Origin of the sequence: Flavobacterium tibetense, from assembly GCF_003293845.1 — a bacterium.
Classification (GTDB): Bacteria; Bacteroidota; Bacteroidia; order Flavobacteriales; family Flavobacteriaceae; genus Flavobacterium; species Flavobacterium tibetense.
In genome coordinates, this window is record NZ_QLST01000003.1 from 199,975 (window position 1) to 215,540 (window position 15,566).

Below are 15,566 nucleotides of genomic sequence, written 5' to 3' on the forward strand. Positions count from 1 at the left end.
CGTTACTTTTATTAGTAGCGGCTTTTTTTTAAACTTGTTTATAAAATTTAATAAGATTTCTGAAATTCAATCGGTTACTTTTAGAATTCTCTTTAAATTTAACGTCATTAAAAATAAAAATGTAGCGATAATTCAATAATTATTTCTGCTAAAACAACTACAAAACAACAACACAATGCCAAAAGACACAACTATCAAATCGGTATTAATCATTGGGTCAGGACCAATCGTAATTGGACAAGCTTGCGAATTTGATTACGCAGGTTCTCAATCGGCTCGTTCGTTAAGAGAAGAAGGAATTGAAGTTATTTTAATTAACTCCAATCCAGCAACCATTATGACCGATCCTTCAATGGCTGATCACATTTACTTAAAGCCATTAACTACAAAATCAATCATTGAAATCTTAAAAGCACATCCACAAATTGATGCTGTTTTGCCAACAATGGGCGGACAAACCGCATTAAACCTTTGTATCGAAGCTGATGAAAAAGGAATTTGGGAAGAATTTGGTGTGCGATTAATTGGTGTAGATATCAATGCTATCAATATTACAGAAGATAGAGACAAGTTTAAGACTTTATTAGACTCTATTGGAATAAGTCAAGCCCCTTCAAGAATTGCGAATTCATTCTTAAAAGGAAAAGAAATTGCGCAAGAATTTGGTTTTCCATTGGTAATTCGTGCTTCATTTACTTTAGGTGGTGCTGGAGCTGCTTTTGTGCATAGAAAAGAAGATTTCGACGAATTGTTAACTAGAGGTTTAGAGGCTTCACCTATTCACGAGGTAATTATTGATAAAGCGTTATTGGGTTGGAAAGAATACGAATTAGAGCTTTTACGTGACAATAATGATAACGTTGTAATCATTTGTACGATTGAAAATATGGATCCAATGGGAATCCATACTGGAGATAGTATTACGGTTGCACCAGCCATGACTTTGTCTGATACTACCTACCAAAGAATGCGTGATATGGCGATTTTAATGATGCGTTCTATCGGAAATTTTGCTGGTGGTTGTAACGTACAATTTGCGGTTTCACCAGATGAAAAAGAAGATATTGTTGCGATTGAAATTAATCCGCGTGTTTCACGTTCTTCTGCATTGGCATCAAAAGCTACGGGTTATCCAATTGCTAAAATTGCTTCAAAATTAGCATTAGGCTACAACTTAGATGAATTACAAAATCAAATTACCAAATCTACTTCGGCTTTATTTGAGCCAACATTAGACTACGTAATTGTAAAAATACCAAGATGGAACTTCGATAAATTTGAAGGTGCTGATAGAACATTAGGACTTCAAATGAAATCGGTTGGTGAAGTAATGGGAATTGGACGTTCGTTCCAAGAAGCATTACACAAAGCCACACAATCTTTGGAAATTAAGAGAAATGGTTTAGGTGCTGACGGAAAAGGATACAAAAACTACGAACAAATTATTGAAAAGTTAACTTTCGCTAGTTGGGACAGAGTTTTCGTGATTTATGATGCTATTGCGATGGGAATTCCGTTGAGTAGAATCCATGAAATTACTAAAATTGACATGTGGTTCTTGAAGCAATACGAAGAATTATTTCATCTAGAAAGAGAAATTTCGAAATTCACTGTTGATACATTACCAAGAGAATTGCTTTTGGAAGCGAAACAAAAAGGCTATGGCGACCGTCAAATTGCGCACATGATGGGCTGTTTGGAAAGTCAAGTGTATAAATTGCGTGATGAGCAAGGCATCAAACGCGTGTATAAATTGGTAGATACTTGTGCCGCTGAATTTAAAGCAGTAACACCTTATTTCTACTCTACTTTTGAAGCTGAAATTGAAAAAGCAGATGGAACCAAATACGTTCACAACGAAAGTATCGTTACCGATAAAAAGAAAGTCATCGTTTTAGGTTCTGGACCAAATAGAATTGGACAAGGAATTGAATTTGATTATTCTTGTGTTCACGGCGTTTTGGCAGCAAAAGAATGCGGTTATGAAACTATCATGATTAACTGTAATCCAGAAACGGTTTCTACCGATTTTGATACGGCTGATAAACTGTATTTTGAGCCTGTTTTTTGGGAACACATTTATGATATCATCCAACACGAAAAACCTGAAGGTGTAATTGTGCAATTAGGTGGACAAACCGCATTAAAATTAGCAGAAAAATTATCAAAATACGGAGTAAAAATCCTTGGAACTAGCTTTGACGCTTTAGATTTAGCAGAAGATAGAGGGCGTTTTTCTAATTTGTTAACCGAACTAGGAATTCCTTTTCCAAAATTTGGAATTGCAGAAAGTGCTGAAGAAGCTTCAGTTTTAGCCGATTCGTTAGATTTTCCACTTTTGGTTCGTCCTTCTTATGTATTGGGCGGTCAAGGCATGAAAATTGTCATCAACAAACAAGAATTAGAAGAACACGTAATAGATTTATTAAAATCGATTCCAGGAAATAAATTGTTATTAGACCATTATTTGGATGGCGCAATAGAAGCTGAAGCCGATGCGATTTGTGATGCGGATGGAAACGTGTATATCATTGGAATTATGGAGCATATCGAGCCTTGTGGTGTACATTCGGGTGATAGTAACGCTACTTTGCCACCATTTAATTTAGGTGAGTTTGTAATGAACCAAATTAAAGGACATACCAAAAAAATTGCAAGAGCACTGAAAACAGTTGGTTTAATCAACATTCAATTTGCCATAAAAGATGATATCGTTTATATTATTGAAGCCAATCCAAGAGCTTCTAGAACGGTGCCTTTCATTGCAAAAGCATATGGTGAGCCGTATGTAAATTATGCTACCAAAGTCATGTTAGGTCATAATAAAGTTACTGATTTTACTTTCAATCCAAAGTTAAATGGGTATGCGATTAAACAACCGGTTTTCTCATTTAATAAATTCCCGAATGTAAACAAAGCATTAGGTCCAGAAATGAAATCTACTGGGGAAAGTATCTTATTTATTGATGACTTAAGAGACGATCAATTCTACGAATTGTATTCGAGAAGAAAAATGTATTTGAGCAAATAAAATAGTAAAAGCCGCCAGAAAATATCTAGGCGGCTTTTTTATTTAGTAAGAAGGAATTTATTTTAATATAAAATCAAGTTCAATATTTACTTTTTTAGAAACTTTTTTACTTACAACACTAGGGATTTTGATGTCAAAATCATCTGAGTTGACTGAAAAGTTTGATAGTATTTCTAATCCATCTTTTCCTCTTTTAATTTTAGCAATTATTGTGATGTCTTTACTTTTCCCGTGAAGTTCTAGCTTTCCATTTATTTTAAAATCTTTAGCTTCTGTTGTTATTTTGGAATAATTAAATCCTTCGATTTTTCCTTTGAAAGTAGCTTTTGGATATTTGTCACTTTCAATATAGTTTTCGTTGAAGTGCTCTTCCATTAAAGCAATTTTGAATCGGAAACTTTTAACTAATACCAATGCGGCTATCTCTCCAGTATTGGTATTTACAATACATGATGCTATATTAGATTTAGCTTTAATTTCTTCGAAACTTGGTACAGAAGCCTCAAATGTTACTATTCCATTTTTAGTGAGCATCTTATCTTGAGCTTTACTAAGTATCGAAATACTTATTAATAATAGGGTGATATATTTTTTCATAGTGTGTTTTTTATTGAGCAAAACCTTCTTCGCTCCATTGTATTATGATGTTAATTTCATTTTGTGATAATCTAGGACCACCCAAAGGCATTGCACCTGAAGTGTTTTCTGGTCGTGTAATTCTGTCAATTAAACCTTGATTTAAAACCGCATTGCGTACATTTTCGTATGTAGTGTATGAAGTTGGTGCACCAAAAGTGGGGGGATTTCCGTGACAGTTATTACATTTTGAACCAATTAAGGGTTTTACATCTCTCTGATAAGAAACTTCATCAATGGTTTCAATAACGGTTAAATCTGAGATACTGTCGGTTGTACAACTTAGAAAAAGGGTAGTTCCTAAGATTAACATTGGAATTTTTAAACTTAATAAATATTTTCTCATGAGTAAAAAAGGTATTATTTTAATTAGTACAGCTTTATTTTTTTTAATTGGTTTTGTGCTTGTTAGGCAGTTTATTTATCAACCACATCGCAATATTGCTGAAGAAAAAGTTTTCAAAGAATTAACTTCTGAGCAATTTATTCATGCATTTGATAGTGATTCTACATTTTCTGAAACATTTACCAATCAAACTATTTCTATATACGCAAAGGAAATAGAATTGGATTTTGAAAATAAATCAGGAATGATTGACAATAAAATTTCAGTAAGATTTGATACCATTCAAAATATAGCGGAATCAACTTTAGAAAATGTTTATGTAAAAGGAAGGTTTGTGGGTTATGATGAATTATTAGAAGAATTTCAGTTGGATCAATGTATATTAATAACTAAAAAGAACTAGTAATGAAAAATAGTGTATTGTTGATTTTATATTTTTTCTGTATGCAAGGTTTTTCCCAAACGGATATTTTTCAGATTGCTAAAAACGGAACTGTTGATGAATTAAAAGTTTTATTAGAAGAAAACCCAAGTGCTATAAATTCCGTAGATAAAAGAGGAAGTACACCATTAATATTGGCAAGTTATTATAATAATCAAGCTGTTGCTTTTGAATTAATAGATAAAGGGGCTAAAATTGATACAGCTATAGAAATGGGAACAGCGCTAATGGCAGCAGTTGTAAAAGGAAATTATGAGATTACTAAAATACTCTTAGAAAATGGCGCTAATCCAAATTTAAAAGACGCGAATCAGTCAACAGCTTTGGTTTATGCAACGTTATTTAAAAACAAAGAGATAATGTTGCTCTTGGTCAAACATAATGCAGATGCAACCATAAAAGACGCAAGAAATTTTTCGGCTTTGGATTATGCAAAACAATTTAATGACAACGAACTTATTCAAATTCTAAAATAAAAAACTATGAAGAAAATTACTTTTTTGAGCTTGTTGTTTTTAGTAACAAGTGCAGTAATTGGACAAACCTATTCAACAGGAACGATTACATTGAGTAACACCACTGGACTCGCTATGACATTACGATTAGACATTGGTTCACAAGTAAACATGACTTTAACTGGTCCAGCTGATCGCTGGTTTTCTGTAGGTTTTGGAGCAACATCAATGACTGCAGGAACAGATGTTGTTTTAGTTCACACAGGTGCAACATTAACCTCTTTTGATAGGTTTTTGCCTGGTTTTGGCGCTCCAACTGCTGAAGCGGTTCAAAATTGGACAATAAATTCAAATACTGTTTCTGGAAATGTTAGAACCATAACCGCTACAAGAGCATTGAATACGGGTGATACAAATGATTTTATTTTCCCATCCATTCCATCAACTTTAAATATTATTTGGGCTAGAGCGAATACTAATAATTACTCATTAGTTTATCATGGAGGAGCAAACCGAGGAGTAACTGCTGTTAACTTTGCCTTAGGGAGTAATGATTTTGCAACTTCAAACGTGAAAATGTTTCCAAATCCTGCTAGTTCAATGGTCTATATTGAATTGCCAGAAATCCTGCAGCTTGCTGAAATCCAAATTTTCGATATGCTTGGAAAAAAGGTAAAACATTTGATTTACGATCAAAACGTATTAGCTGTTCCAGTTGATGATTTGGCAAAAGGTTTTTATCAAGTAAATATAACGTCAAATGGCCAAGTATTGAATCAGACTTTACTAATCAATTAAAATTAGAATACATGAAAAATATTATACTATCCTTGTTATTGCTTCCGTTTTATGGTGTGGCACAAGAAGATTTATTGGATGAAATTGGCACTAATGAGACAAATACAATAGTTGAATCCGCATTTAAATCATTAAAAATTGTAAATCTAGAGTCTACAAAACTAGCTTCAAAAGGAGATTTTTACTTTATTGTAGCGCACCGATTTGGCTTTGTCAATAATGGCTTCGATGATTTTTTTGGATTAGATAATGCAAATACACAATTAAAATTTCTATATGGTATTAACGAATGGTTAACTGTTCACGCTTCAAGAAGTGGTTTTCAGGAAACGTATGATTTGGCACTTAAATATCGCTTAGTAGCTCAAAGGAATGAAGGATTTCCAGTAACAATTGTTGGATTTAACAGTTTAGCTATTAACACTGAGCTTAAAGAAAAAGATTTTCCAGAATTAACTTTTGAAAATCGTTTAAGCTATGTGACACAAATTTTGATTTCAAGAAAGATAAGCGATAAGTTGTCATTTGAAATTGCACCGACTTATTTTCATGAAAATACTTTACGTGATATTTTAGATGAAAACAACCAAGTAATAATGCCAAATCCACAAGACAATAGTCAATTTGCAATAGGAATGGGAGGTCGCTATAAATTAACTAATCGTTGGTCTTTAAATATTGATTATGTTGCACATTTGAATAGAACTAAAGAATCCATTTATAAAAATCCGTTGTCTATTGGTTTTGATTTAGAAACTGGCGGTCATGTTTTTCAAATGCATTTTACCAATTCAAATGCAATGCATGAGGCTGGATATTTAGGACAAACTACTGGCGATTGGGGAAAAGGGGAGTTTGGATTTGGATTTAATCTTGTTAGAGTTTTTTAGAAAATTTAGTTATAAAAAAGCCTGAAATAAAATTTCAGGCTTTTGCTTTTATTTTTTTATAAAACTTTCTGAATATTTTTTGTTATCAGTAGTTTCTATGGTTAGTATATATAATCCTTCAGATAAATTGGAAACGTCAATTTGATTTTGTGAAGAACTACTTTGCATTAATCGTTGTCCAAGATGGTTGTAAATTGTAATATTCTTAACACTTAATAAATCTAAATTTGTAATATTTAAAAAGTTTGTTGTTGGATTAGGATAAATTGTAATTTTATTTCCATTAACATCGGCCAAACTTAAAGGTGAAGAGCCTTCAATAACAACAAGCGCTTGATTAATATTTGGGTTTTCAATAACATCAACAATTCCTGAAGGCCATAAAATGTGAATTTCATCAATTGAAGTAGCTGTACCAATACCAAAGTGAACGTTTAGTGTGTTCATAAATCTAAAACCTTCTCCACTTCTTACATCTCTAATTTGTTTACCCCAACTACCATATATTTCTACTCTAGCTCCAATGCCATTACTGTTACTCTGAATTCCTTGCAAGTTGATTTTAATCCAATTATTACTATTACCACTATTATAATATATAGTGTTTCCGTTTTGGATATCTAAAAATCCATCGTTATTTAAATCTCCAATTGCACCACTTGTAAAAGCATAAGTAACAGGTGAAAATGTAAAATTCCCATTGTTAAACATGATTTTTCCATTTCCTCCTAAAACATCAACAAATCCATCATTATCAAAGTCATAACTAACATGCTCTGTACTTAATGTTGGGTTAGTATCCCAGCCACTACCAACAGTTACATTACTGAATGTGCCATCTCCGTTATTTTTCATTACCTTATGAGAGCCATCGGAAGTAGAACTTGCGCCTACTACAATATCCATAAATCCATCATTATCATAATCATTCCAAGCCGAAGACCAAGTTTGTAAAGGATCATACAAGTTTGCTTGAACTGAAACATTTGTAAATGTTCCATCGCCGTTATTTCTATGTAATTCATTAAATTTTGCAGTAGAACTTCCTCCGCGACATTTTGCTAAAAATAAGTCTTGATCACCATCATTGTCATAATCAACCCATATTGATCCGTAATTACCACCTTCAGCATGGTCTCCAATTCCTCCTTGAATAAAGTTTAAGTTTCCATTTCCGTCATTTAAGTAATAAACATTTGGCTGTACATCATGACAAACAAATGCATCTAAATGTCCGTCATTATTAATATCTACAAAATTGGTTCTCTGTGAAAATACATATTGTGAACCAGATGTTTGTGTAAATCCTGTTCCTGTTGCGTTGGCTTTCATAAAGGTCACACCAGATCCTCCACCATAAACTAAATCGTTAAATCCGTTTTTATCATAATCAGCAACTGCCATACTCCAAGTTGGAAGAAAAGTAGCAGCTGTTGTTGGTATATTACTTAAAGTAAACCCACCACCTGATTGTTGGTAATGCACCTGAACATTAGTGTTTGAAACAGTAACAATATCGTCTAAATAATCACCGTTTAAATCTACTACACAAATTTGGTATGAACCCGAAATCGTTCCAATGGTTTGAGGGCTAAATGTTACTGGGTTGCTAATAGGTGGAACATAGGCCGACTCAATAAGTTGAAAAGTGAATCCTGCTGAACTCCAACGATTGTCAAAAGCAATGTAATAGGTTGTTCCACCAATTACAGGAAACGTTTTGACTGATGAGAAATTTGCTCCAGAATCATCATCCCCTTCATAACAAACTAAAGCACCGCAATTCCCTGTATATACATGAAATCTAGTATCAATTCTTGGTGTATTTTGAGCAATGTCAGTAGTTATAGTTAAATTGTAATTTTGAGTAGGAGTGTAAATATACCATTCACCAGCTGGACTTCCATGAGTAATTGCACCATTTCCAGCACATATTGGTGTTGGAACATCTGTACCGTTTACTGATGTTACAACGTGTAATCCAGTAGTTATGTTTAAAGCGCCTGCGCACGTATCTTGACCGAAACTAAATTGGGAAAATAAAATCCCCAATATTAGTAAATAGGTAGTTTTTTTAATTTTCATATTTTTTGATTTAGGTTAGTTGCAAGGAGTTAAAGTATTAATCCAGTCTTCAATTAATTGAACACCTTCTGTATGAATTAAATTTCTACCAATAAGAGGCATTCTTGTAGCTTCATCAGTGGTGTTAATTCTAAAATGCATTACAGAACGATTAAAGTTGTTTGGGGTTATAATGTTGGTTAATGCACTGTTTATGTTCTCTTCAGGAGCAATGCAAATTCCTAGATTAGATGGTGTCGTTGTTTCGTCAAAAGCCAAACGAATAGGTCTGTAATCACAGTGGCTTCCTTCTTTATGACAGTGTGCACAATTGATATCCAAATAGGAACGAACTCTAAGTTCTAGATTTTGACTAGTATCTGAATAATCTACTACTGAGGTAATATTGGAAGGTAAATTATTTTCAAGATAACCCACATTAATCCATTTCTGAAGTTGGTTCATACTACCAGTAGCATAGGTATAAGTAGCGTTTAAACTTTGAGGTTTTATCCCAATAGGAACAGCCACATTGTTTTCTTTATGACAAATGAAACACTCAGCTTCTGAAGGAATTCTGTAATTAATTGAAATTGGTTCGCCGTTTTTAATCCAATCTAAAGTGGTTGTGCTTCCATTCATATCTAAAAAAGCATCGGTTTGTTCATCATTCCAAACGTATTCAGCAAAAATCCAACCAGTTGCTTTTTTTATCATGATACGGGTTTCAATAATTTTGGTTGTGTTATTGGGTTGTACATTGTCATAATAAAAAGTTTTAATAATGGCTGACCCAATAGGTAATTCCAAAATTTCTCCTGCTCCGTTGTACGTTGCTTTCGTGTTTTTTGGCATCCAAACAAATCGATTTTTTGAAGCGTAATCTGTAAATAAACTACTAATAGGTGAATAGGGAAGAACACCTAATGCTGGTGTTTGATTTTTTAAATCTCCATCAAAGAAATTGTAATCCGATAATTTCTCGTAAGGAACTTGAGTTAAGTCAACTTGAACTGTAGTAATGTTTTCGTAAGTATCATCTCCATCCTCCGAACAGGATAAGTAAGTGATAGATGATAATAAGAGTAAAAGAATTAGTAGGTAGTTTTTTGTCATGTTTGTTTTTGTTTAAACCAAATATAACAATTTTTTAATATTATATTAAAAAAAATAAAAATTTAACAATACTAAAGTTTAATAACAACATTATAATTGGCTAACAATTTCAACGCTTCTGGTGATTGGTAATCAAATTTTTCTTCCAAAGTTTTGAGTTTCTTTTTTTGGTTAATGCGTCTTACGGCATCAAAAAATCTACGAACTTCATCAAAGTTTTTTAATTCCAAATGCGGAACTTTGGTTGGGTTTCCGTCTTCGTCTTTGGCAACCATCGTAAAATAACTCGAATTACAATGTTTTATTTTTCCCGTTCGTATGTTTTCAGAAACAACTCGAATACCAATTACCATTGATGTATTTCCCACATAATTTACGGAAGCTTTCAGCGTTACTAATTCTCCAATTTCAACGGGATTTAAAAAATCAACCGTATCAACCGAAGCGGTAACACAATAACTTCCTGAATATTTTGAACCACAAGCAAATGCTATTTGATCCATCAATTGCAATAGAAATCCACCATGAATTTTTCCACTGAAATTAGAATGTGAAGGCAACATCAATTCGGTAAACGTTACTTTCGATGCCGCTACTGTGTTGGATTTTCTTGTTTTATTCATTTTCTTTATATATACCAATAGTTAATTTACCTTTTGTATCAATACTAGCTCTGTACATTCCAGCGGTGTTAAATTCCATTACAATAGTTCCATTTTTATCTAAACCAATAATTCCTCCATCACCGCCTAATTTTGTCAATTTCTTTTGAATGACTTCATTAGCAGCTTTCTCTATAGTTAATCCTTTGTATTCCATCATGGCCGAAATATCATAGGCTACTACATTTCGCATAAAAAATTCACCCCAACCGGTAGCAGAAATACCACAAGTTGCATTGTTTGCATAAGTTCCAGCACCAATAATTGGAGCATCACCAATTCGTCCCCATTTTTTATTCGTCATTCCACCAGTTGAGGTTCCTGCTGCAATATTCCCTTTTTTATCTAGAGCAACGCAACCTACAGTGCCAAACTTTGCATCTTTGATATTGGAATCATAAAATTCGGATTGACCATTATGGTCTAAAGTTGTTTTATCTTTTTCTTGTGCTCGAAGTAACGATTGATAACGACTTTCTACATAAAAATAAGCTGGATTTACAAGTTCAATATTATGTTGGCTTGCAAAAAACTCAGCACCTTCTCTGGAAAGCATCACATGTTCTGATTTCTCCATAACAGCTCTTGCTAAGTTAATTGGATTTTTTACGGTAGTGACTCCAGCAATTGCTCCCGCTTTTAAGGTTTTTCCATCCATAATGGAAGCGTCTAATTCATTTTTTCCTTGATTGGTAAACACAGCTCCTTTTCCAGCATTAAATAAAGGAGAATCTTCTAGAATGTTTATCGTTTTTTCTACAGCATCTAAGCTAGAACCTCCGTTTTTCAAGATTGCATAACCTGTTCTAACTGCTTGTTCTAAAACGCGTTTGTATTCCAATTCCATTTCAGGAGTCATATTCTTTTTCAATATGGTTCCTGCACCACCATGAATTACAATGGCAAATTTTTGATTGGTTTCAGATTCCATGTTTTTCTTTGCAGTATCACATTGGGTGAAAATCAAAATGAAGAGTAAAAAGAAAGTGTATTTTTTCATTATTTCTTGCTCTAAGTTACTATTGTTCATTCTCAATTGATACGTTTGTATCGCTTTCAGTAGCTCTTTTTAAAACCGATTCGGGAAGCGCTTTTTTTGCTTTGGCTCCCATTTTTTTCAACTTTTCAACGCTGTTTACTAAATTACCTTTGCCATCAACCAATTTATTCATGGCATTACCATACTCGATTTTCGCTTCGTCCATTTTCTTCCCAATTTTAATCAAATCGGAAACAAAACCTTCAAATTTATCATACAAAGCTCCAGCCTGACGTGCAATTTCAATCGCATTTTCTTGCTGTTTTTGGTTCGTCCACATGCTGTCAATTGTACGTAAAGTAGCTAATAAAGTAGACGGCGTTACAATCACAATATTTTTCTCAAATGCTTTGTTGTACAAGGTTGTGTCTTCGTTTAATGCAATAGCAAAAGCCGATTCTATTGGAATGAACAACAATACAAAATCTGGACTTTCCATTTGGTATAAGTCGTGATAATTTTTGTTCCCCAATTGCTCCACATGACGATTAATAGAAACAATATGTTCTTTCAAATATTGATTTTTTACATCCGAATCTTCTTCGTTAATGTAACGCTCGTAAGCGGTCAAAGTTACTTTTGAATCGATAATCATTTTCTTGCCATCTGGAAGATTAATGATAACATCTGGAAACACACGATTACCTTCTTCGGTTACAAAACTTTGTTGCACGAAATATTCTCTATCTTTTTCTAAACCTGATTTTTCTAACACGCGTTCTAATACCAATTCACCCCAATTCCCTTGCATTTTGCTATCGCCTTTTAGTGCTTTGGTTAAATTGATGGTTTCTTTACTCATTTGTTCGTTCATTTCGCGAAGTCCCAAAATTTGTTGGCGTAAAGCTGCATGATAATCGATACTCTCTTTGTGTGTGTCTTCAACTTTCTTTTCAAAAAGTTGAATTCTATCTTGTAATGGTGACAAAATATTTTTTAAATTCTCCTTGTTTTGCTCGGTGAATTTTACGGTTTTTTCTTCCAATATTTTATTAGCCAAATTTTCAAATTCTTTGGTGAATTTTTCTTGAAGTTGCTCTACTTCTTGTTTTTGCTCTTTATTGCGTTCCAATAAATTATCAAAATCATTTTCTTTTTTGGCTAGATGAATAGCTAGACTTTCCTTTTCTCTTTGAAGATTATCTTTTTCGGAAGTCAGTTGCAAAAATGATTTTTCAAACTGATTTCTCTCGGTTTGAAATTGGATTTTCAATTGCTCGATTTGATTTAAAAGTCCATTAATTCGTTCTTCTAAACCTGATTTTTCTGATTGTGATTTGGCGGAAAACAATATTTTTCCAATAAAAATTCCAATTCCTAAAGCAATAATAAATGCGGCAAGTACTAAAAGTGTTTGTGACATGGTTGCTGATTTTATTTAATACTGTAAATGTAGCAAAAAATAAAATTTTGAAGTCATATTAACAACTAAAAGTCTTCCAAATTTTATTAAAAGTAGGTTAATCGATAGAATGATTCATTCATCGAATTTTAATGGTAATTAAATGTTAAACAATTAAAATTCAACAACTTATTTTGGAAAATTTCATACTTTTACGTTGTGATTTTGATTAGTTATTGAATATATCGTTAGTTTTATATCTAAAAAGAGATTCAGCCGTTTTTTCTTCCCGATTAACAGAGGATCAGAAAAACATAATAAATCAAAATCGACACAGGGAGGTCTTAAAAGGTCTCCTTATTTTTTATTTTACTCCATCTGTTTTTAGTATCTTCGTTTTTTCTTAATATTATTTCAAAAATGCATCGTCATTTCCTCATTCACAAGCCTTATGGTTATTTGTCGCAGTTTATTTACGAATTAAAACGCAAGAAAAAGCTATTGGGCGAATTATATGATTTTCCCGAAAATACCATGGCAATTGGTCGTTTAGATGAAGATTCGGAAGGTTTACTTTTGTTAACAACAGATGGTATGATGAGCGAAATTGTACGAAGTAAAAAAGTAGAAAAAGAATATTACGCCCAAGTCGATGGTTTAATTACTGAGGAAGCCGTTGAACTACTGCGAAATGGAGTTGAAATTGGTTTACATGGGAAAAAGTACAAAGCAAAAAAGTATATCACTAAAAGATGTAAAGCGACCATTTTAGAATCAATTCTCAATTTAGGCGAACGCGGAAAAAAGATTCGAGATGAACGCCATGGTCCAACGTCTTGGGTTTCGATAACTTTAACCGAAGGAAAATTTCGTCAGGTGCGGAAAATGACATCAGCGGTTGGTTTTCCTACGTTGCGATTGGTTCGAGTTAGAGTAGGAAACATTCATTTGAATGATTTGAAAGCCGGTGAAGTTTTGGAGGTGAGTGGTTTTGATGTGTGAAAAAAACAGCTATTTCAGGTGAAATAACTCTTTTCTGTTTTGGGTTAGAAATAATTAAAAGATTTCTTCAAAAAACATTTTCATCGCTTCCCAACTTCTTTTATCGGCTAATTCGTTGTATGCAGCGCCTTTGCTGCTATCTGTATCCAAATCTTTATGTGTAAAAGCGTGAACTGCATTCGCGTAATAAATCATTTGCCAATCGGCTTTGGTTTCACGCATTTCATTTTGGAACGCTTCAATTTCTTTTGTAGGAACATAAGGGTCATCGGCACCATGTAAAACTAAGACTTTCGCTTTAATTTCATTCGTTGGACTATTCGCTGCTTTACCTAAACCACCATGAAACGATACAACACCTTTTACATTTAGGTTTCCTCGAGCCGCTTCGATAGCACCCGTTCCACCAAAGCAATACCCAATAACTGCGATTTGATTTTTATTGGCACCCGCTTTTACTAATTGGTCAATCGCCAATTGAATTCTTTTTTGATATTCCGCTGGATTGTTTTTATAAAAACCGGCATTTTTCCCAGCTTCACCTGTGTTTTTTGGATTGTTTCCTACTCCATAAATATCAGCTACAAAAGCATGGTAGCCTAATTTAGCTAAAGCTTCCGCTGATTCTTTGGCATGTGAATCAACGCCCATCCAAGCAGGTAAAACAATGATACCAATTTTCTTAGGATTTGCTTTTTGTGCTTTGACAAAAAAGCCTTCTAATTCTTGATTTCCATCTTTGTAAATCACTTTTTGTATTTGGGAATAACTCATAAATGAAGTTAATATAAGTAATAAAATAAGTTGTTTCATTTTCTTTTTTCAGTAAAAGTAGCAAACAGTATAGAAAATTACGTTAAACAAAATGTAAAAATTAAACAAACTTACACAATCTTAAACTTGCCAATGGTTGCATCAAAAACAATGTTTTCGTTTTGGAATAAATTGGCAAAAGTGCCATCTGCAATAAGATTACAAGGCTGATCTTGTACTACTTTGTTTTCTGAAAACACAATAATTTCATCGCATAACTGAATGGCTAAATCCACATCATGTGTAGAATATAAAATGGTTTTTCCTGTTTCGTGTGTAAGTTTTTGTAATAGTTTTAGAACCGTGACTTTGTGTACCAAATCCAGATGGGTTGTAGGTTCATCAAGAATGATTATCGAAGTATCTTGTGCCAAAGCTCTTGCTATCAACGCTTTTTGTAGTTGACCATCGCTCACTTCATAATGTTTCTTATGTTGGTAAGTCTCTATTCCAGTTAAGTTAATAGCGTTTTCGATGTGCTTTTGATCTTCTTCGGTTATTGTTCCAAGCCAATTGGTATAGGGTTGGCGACCTAAAGCAACAATTTCATAAATCGTTAAATTACTTGGTGGTAATTGCTCTGTTAAAACCAAACTCAGTTTCTGTGCCAATGCTTTTCCATCATATTGCGAAAGTAGCTTTTCATCCAAAAAAATAGTACCTTCAACTGGTGGAATAATTTGGGTTATGGTTTTCAAAAAAGTTGATTTTCCAATACCATTTTTCCCAACCAATGCTATTAATTTTCCTTTTTCCAATTGAATATTAATCGAAGAAGCAATAACAGTTTTCTCCTTTTTGGAAGCATATCCAATAGAAAGATTAGAAGTTTTTAGTATGTAATTTTGTTTGTGCATTGTCAAATACAAAAATAGGTTTTACCACATAGAAACATAGTTTTTTTTGAGAGTTTTATTTAGAAACTAAAGT

General features: G+C 33.2%; 15 protein-coding genes. 6 read left to right on the top strand and 9 right to left on the bottom strand.

From position 1 onward, the window contains the following. The first annotated feature begins 175 nt into the window (after positions 1-175). A complete protein-coding gene (gene carB / locus DPN68_RS03820; RefSeq protein ID WP_113988297.1) occupies positions 176-3,031 on the top strand; it encodes a carbamoyl-phosphate synthase large subunit in 2,856 nt (951 codons plus the stop codon). Positions 3,032-3,088: 57 nt separating this feature from the next. Here carB and DPN68_RS03825 read toward each other — a convergent pair whose 3' ends face one another. Both DPN68_RS03825 and DPN68_RS03830 read right to left on the bottom strand, forming a co-directional pair. Further along, positions 3,089-3,628, bottom strand: a complete 540-nt coding sequence (locus tag DPN68_RS03825) for a YceI family protein (protein ID WP_113988299.1) — start codon at positions 3,626-3,628, stop codon at positions 3,089-3,091. Between the two features lie 10 nt (positions 3,629-3,638). After that, positions 3,639-4,013, bottom strand: a complete 375-nt coding sequence (locus tag DPN68_RS03830) for a cytochrome c (RefSeq protein WP_113988301.1) — start codon at positions 4,011-4,013, stop codon at positions 3,639-3,641. Between DPN68_RS03830 and DPN68_RS03835 the strand changes: the two genes are divergently transcribed. From DPN68_RS03835 to DPN68_RS03850, 4 genes are read left to right on the top strand one after another with little or no spacing between them, the layout of a single operon-like run. Further along, positions 4,012-4,416 carry a hypothetical protein gene (locus DPN68_RS03835; protein WP_113988303.1) on the top strand — a complete coding sequence of 135 codons (405 nt, stop codon included), beginning with the start codon at positions 4,012-4,014 and terminating at the stop codon, positions 4,414-4,416. The genes DPN68_RS03830 and DPN68_RS03835 overlap by 2 nt on opposite strands. Positions 4,417-4,418: 2 nt before the next feature. Beyond that, positions 4,419-4,931, top strand: a complete 513-nt coding sequence (locus DPN68_RS03840) for an ankyrin repeat domain-containing protein (protein ID WP_113988306.1) — start codon at positions 4,419-4,421, stop codon at positions 4,929-4,931. A gap of 6 nt (positions 4,932-4,937) precedes the next feature. Further along, complete coding sequence (locus DPN68_RS03845; RefSeq protein WP_113988308.1) at positions 4,938-5,708, top strand: T9SS type A sorting domain-containing protein; 771 nt, start codon at positions 4,938-4,940, stop codon at positions 5,706-5,708. Between the two features lie 11 nt (positions 5,709-5,719). Further along, positions 5,720-6,598 carry a DUF5777 family beta-barrel protein gene (locus DPN68_RS03850; RefSeq protein WP_113988310.1) on the top strand — a complete coding sequence of 293 codons (879 nt, stop codon included), beginning with the start codon at positions 5,720-5,722 and terminating at the stop codon, positions 6,596-6,598. Between the two features lie 48 nt (positions 6,599-6,646). Here the strand turns inward: DPN68_RS03850 and DPN68_RS03855 are convergent, their stop codons facing one another. From DPN68_RS03855 to rmuC, 5 genes are all read right to left on the bottom strand, one after another. Further along, positions 6,647-8,683, bottom strand: coding sequence for an FG-GAP-like repeat-containing protein (locus tag DPN68_RS03855; protein WP_113988312.1), 2,037 nt, complete (start codon positions 8,681-8,683; stop codon positions 6,647-6,649). Between the two features lie 15 nt (positions 8,684-8,698). Next, positions 8,699-9,778: a hypothetical protein gene (locus tag DPN68_RS03860; RefSeq protein WP_113988315.1), complete on the bottom strand. Its 1,080-nt coding sequence runs from the start codon at positions 9,776-9,778 to the stop codon at positions 8,699-8,701. A 71-nt stretch (positions 9,779-9,849) separates the two neighbouring features. Then, positions 9,850-10,401, bottom strand: a complete 552-nt coding sequence (locus tag DPN68_RS03865; protein WP_113988317.1) for an acyl-CoA thioesterase — start codon at positions 10,399-10,401, stop codon at positions 9,850-9,852. Further along, a complete protein-coding gene (locus DPN68_RS03870; RefSeq protein ID WP_113988356.1) occupies positions 10,394-11,440 on the bottom strand; it encodes an isoaspartyl peptidase/L-asparaginase family protein in 1,047 nt (348 codons plus the stop codon). Before DPN68_RS03870 ends, DPN68_RS03865 begins: the two co-directional genes overlap by 8 nt. 19 nt (positions 11,441-11,459) lie before the next feature. Then, positions 11,460-12,842 (bottom strand): DNA recombination protein RmuC, encoded by a 1,383-nt coding sequence (rmuC, locus tag DPN68_RS03875; RefSeq protein ID WP_113988319.1) that lies wholly within the window; start codon positions 12,840-12,842, stop codon positions 11,460-11,462. 399 nt (positions 12,843-13,241) lie between these two features. On the opposite strand from rmuC, the gene DPN68_RS03880 reads away from it, so the two are divergent. Continuing rightward, positions 13,242-13,823 (top strand): pseudouridine synthase, encoded by a 582-nt coding sequence (locus DPN68_RS03880; RefSeq protein WP_113988321.1) that lies wholly within the window; start codon positions 13,242-13,244, stop codon positions 13,821-13,823. Between the two features lie 54 nt (positions 13,824-13,877). Here DPN68_RS03880 and DPN68_RS03885 read toward each other — a convergent pair whose 3' ends face one another. Beyond that, complete coding sequence (locus tag DPN68_RS03885; protein ID WP_113988322.1) at positions 13,878-14,636, bottom strand: dienelactone hydrolase family protein; 759 nt, start codon at positions 14,634-14,636, stop codon at positions 13,878-13,880. Between the two features lie 71 nt (positions 14,637-14,707). Further along, positions 14,708-15,493, bottom strand: a complete 786-nt coding sequence (locus DPN68_RS03890; RefSeq protein ID WP_113988323.1) for an ABC transporter ATP-binding protein — start codon at positions 15,491-15,493, stop codon at positions 14,708-14,710. Between the last annotated feature and the right edge of the window lie 73 nt (positions 15,494-15,566).

What these genes read in the sequence shown, in the direction of transcription:
- DPN68_RS03885 (WP_113988322.1), bottom strand. Translation starts at nt 14,636, where the DNA reads ATGAAACAACTTATTTTATTACTTATATTAACTTCATTTATGAGTTAT.
- carB (WP_113988297.1), top strand. Translation starts at nt 176, where the DNA reads ATGCCAAAAGACACAACTATCAAATCGGTATTAATCATTGGGTCAGGA.
- DPN68_RS03860 (WP_113988315.1), bottom strand. Translation starts at nt 9,778, where the DNA reads ATGACAAAAAACTACCTACTAATTCTTTTACTCTTATTATCATCTATC.
- DPN68_RS03880 (WP_113988321.1), top strand. Translation starts at nt 13,242, where the DNA reads ATGCATCGTCATTTCCTCATTCACAAGCCTTATGGTTATTTGTCGCAG.
- DPN68_RS03870 (WP_113988356.1), bottom strand. Translation starts at nt 11,440, where the DNA reads ATGAAAAAATACACTTTCTTTTTACTCTTCATTTTGATTTTCACCCAA.
- DPN68_RS03850 (WP_113988310.1), top strand. Translation starts at nt 5,720, where the DNA reads ATGAAAAATATTATACTATCCTTGTTATTGCTTCCGTTTTATGGTGTG.
- rmuC (WP_113988319.1), bottom strand. Translation starts at nt 12,842, where the DNA reads ATGTCACAAACACTTTTAGTACTTGCCGCATTTATTATTGCTTTAGGA.
- DPN68_RS03840 (WP_113988306.1), top strand. Translation starts at nt 4,419, where the DNA reads ATGAAAAATAGTGTATTGTTGATTTTATATTTTTTCTGTATGCAAGGT.
- DPN68_RS03865 (WP_113988317.1), bottom strand. Translation starts at nt 10,401, where the DNA reads ATGAATAAAACAAGAAAATCCAACACAGTAGCGGCATCGAAAGTAACG.
- DPN68_RS03825 (WP_113988299.1), bottom strand. Translation starts at nt 3,628, where the DNA reads ATGAAAAAATATATCACCCTATTATTAATAAGTATTTCGATACTTAGT.
- DPN68_RS03845 (WP_113988308.1), top strand. Translation starts at nt 4,938, where the DNA reads ATGAAGAAAATTACTTTTTTGAGCTTGTTGTTTTTAGTAACAAGTGCA.
- DPN68_RS03830 (WP_113988301.1), bottom strand. Translation starts at nt 4,013, where the DNA reads ATGAGAAAATATTTATTAAGTTTAAAAATTCCAATGTTAATCTTAGGA.
- DPN68_RS03855 (WP_113988312.1), bottom strand. Translation starts at nt 8,683, where the DNA reads ATGAAAATTAAAAAAACTACCTATTTACTAATATTGGGGATTTTATTT.
- DPN68_RS03890 (WP_113988323.1), bottom strand. Translation starts at nt 15,493, where the DNA reads ATGCACAAACAAAATTACATACTAAAAACTTCTAATCTTTCTATTGGA.
- DPN68_RS03835 (WP_113988303.1), top strand. Translation starts at nt 4,012, where the DNA reads ATGAGTAAAAAAGGTATTATTTTAATTAGTACAGCTTTATTTTTTTTA.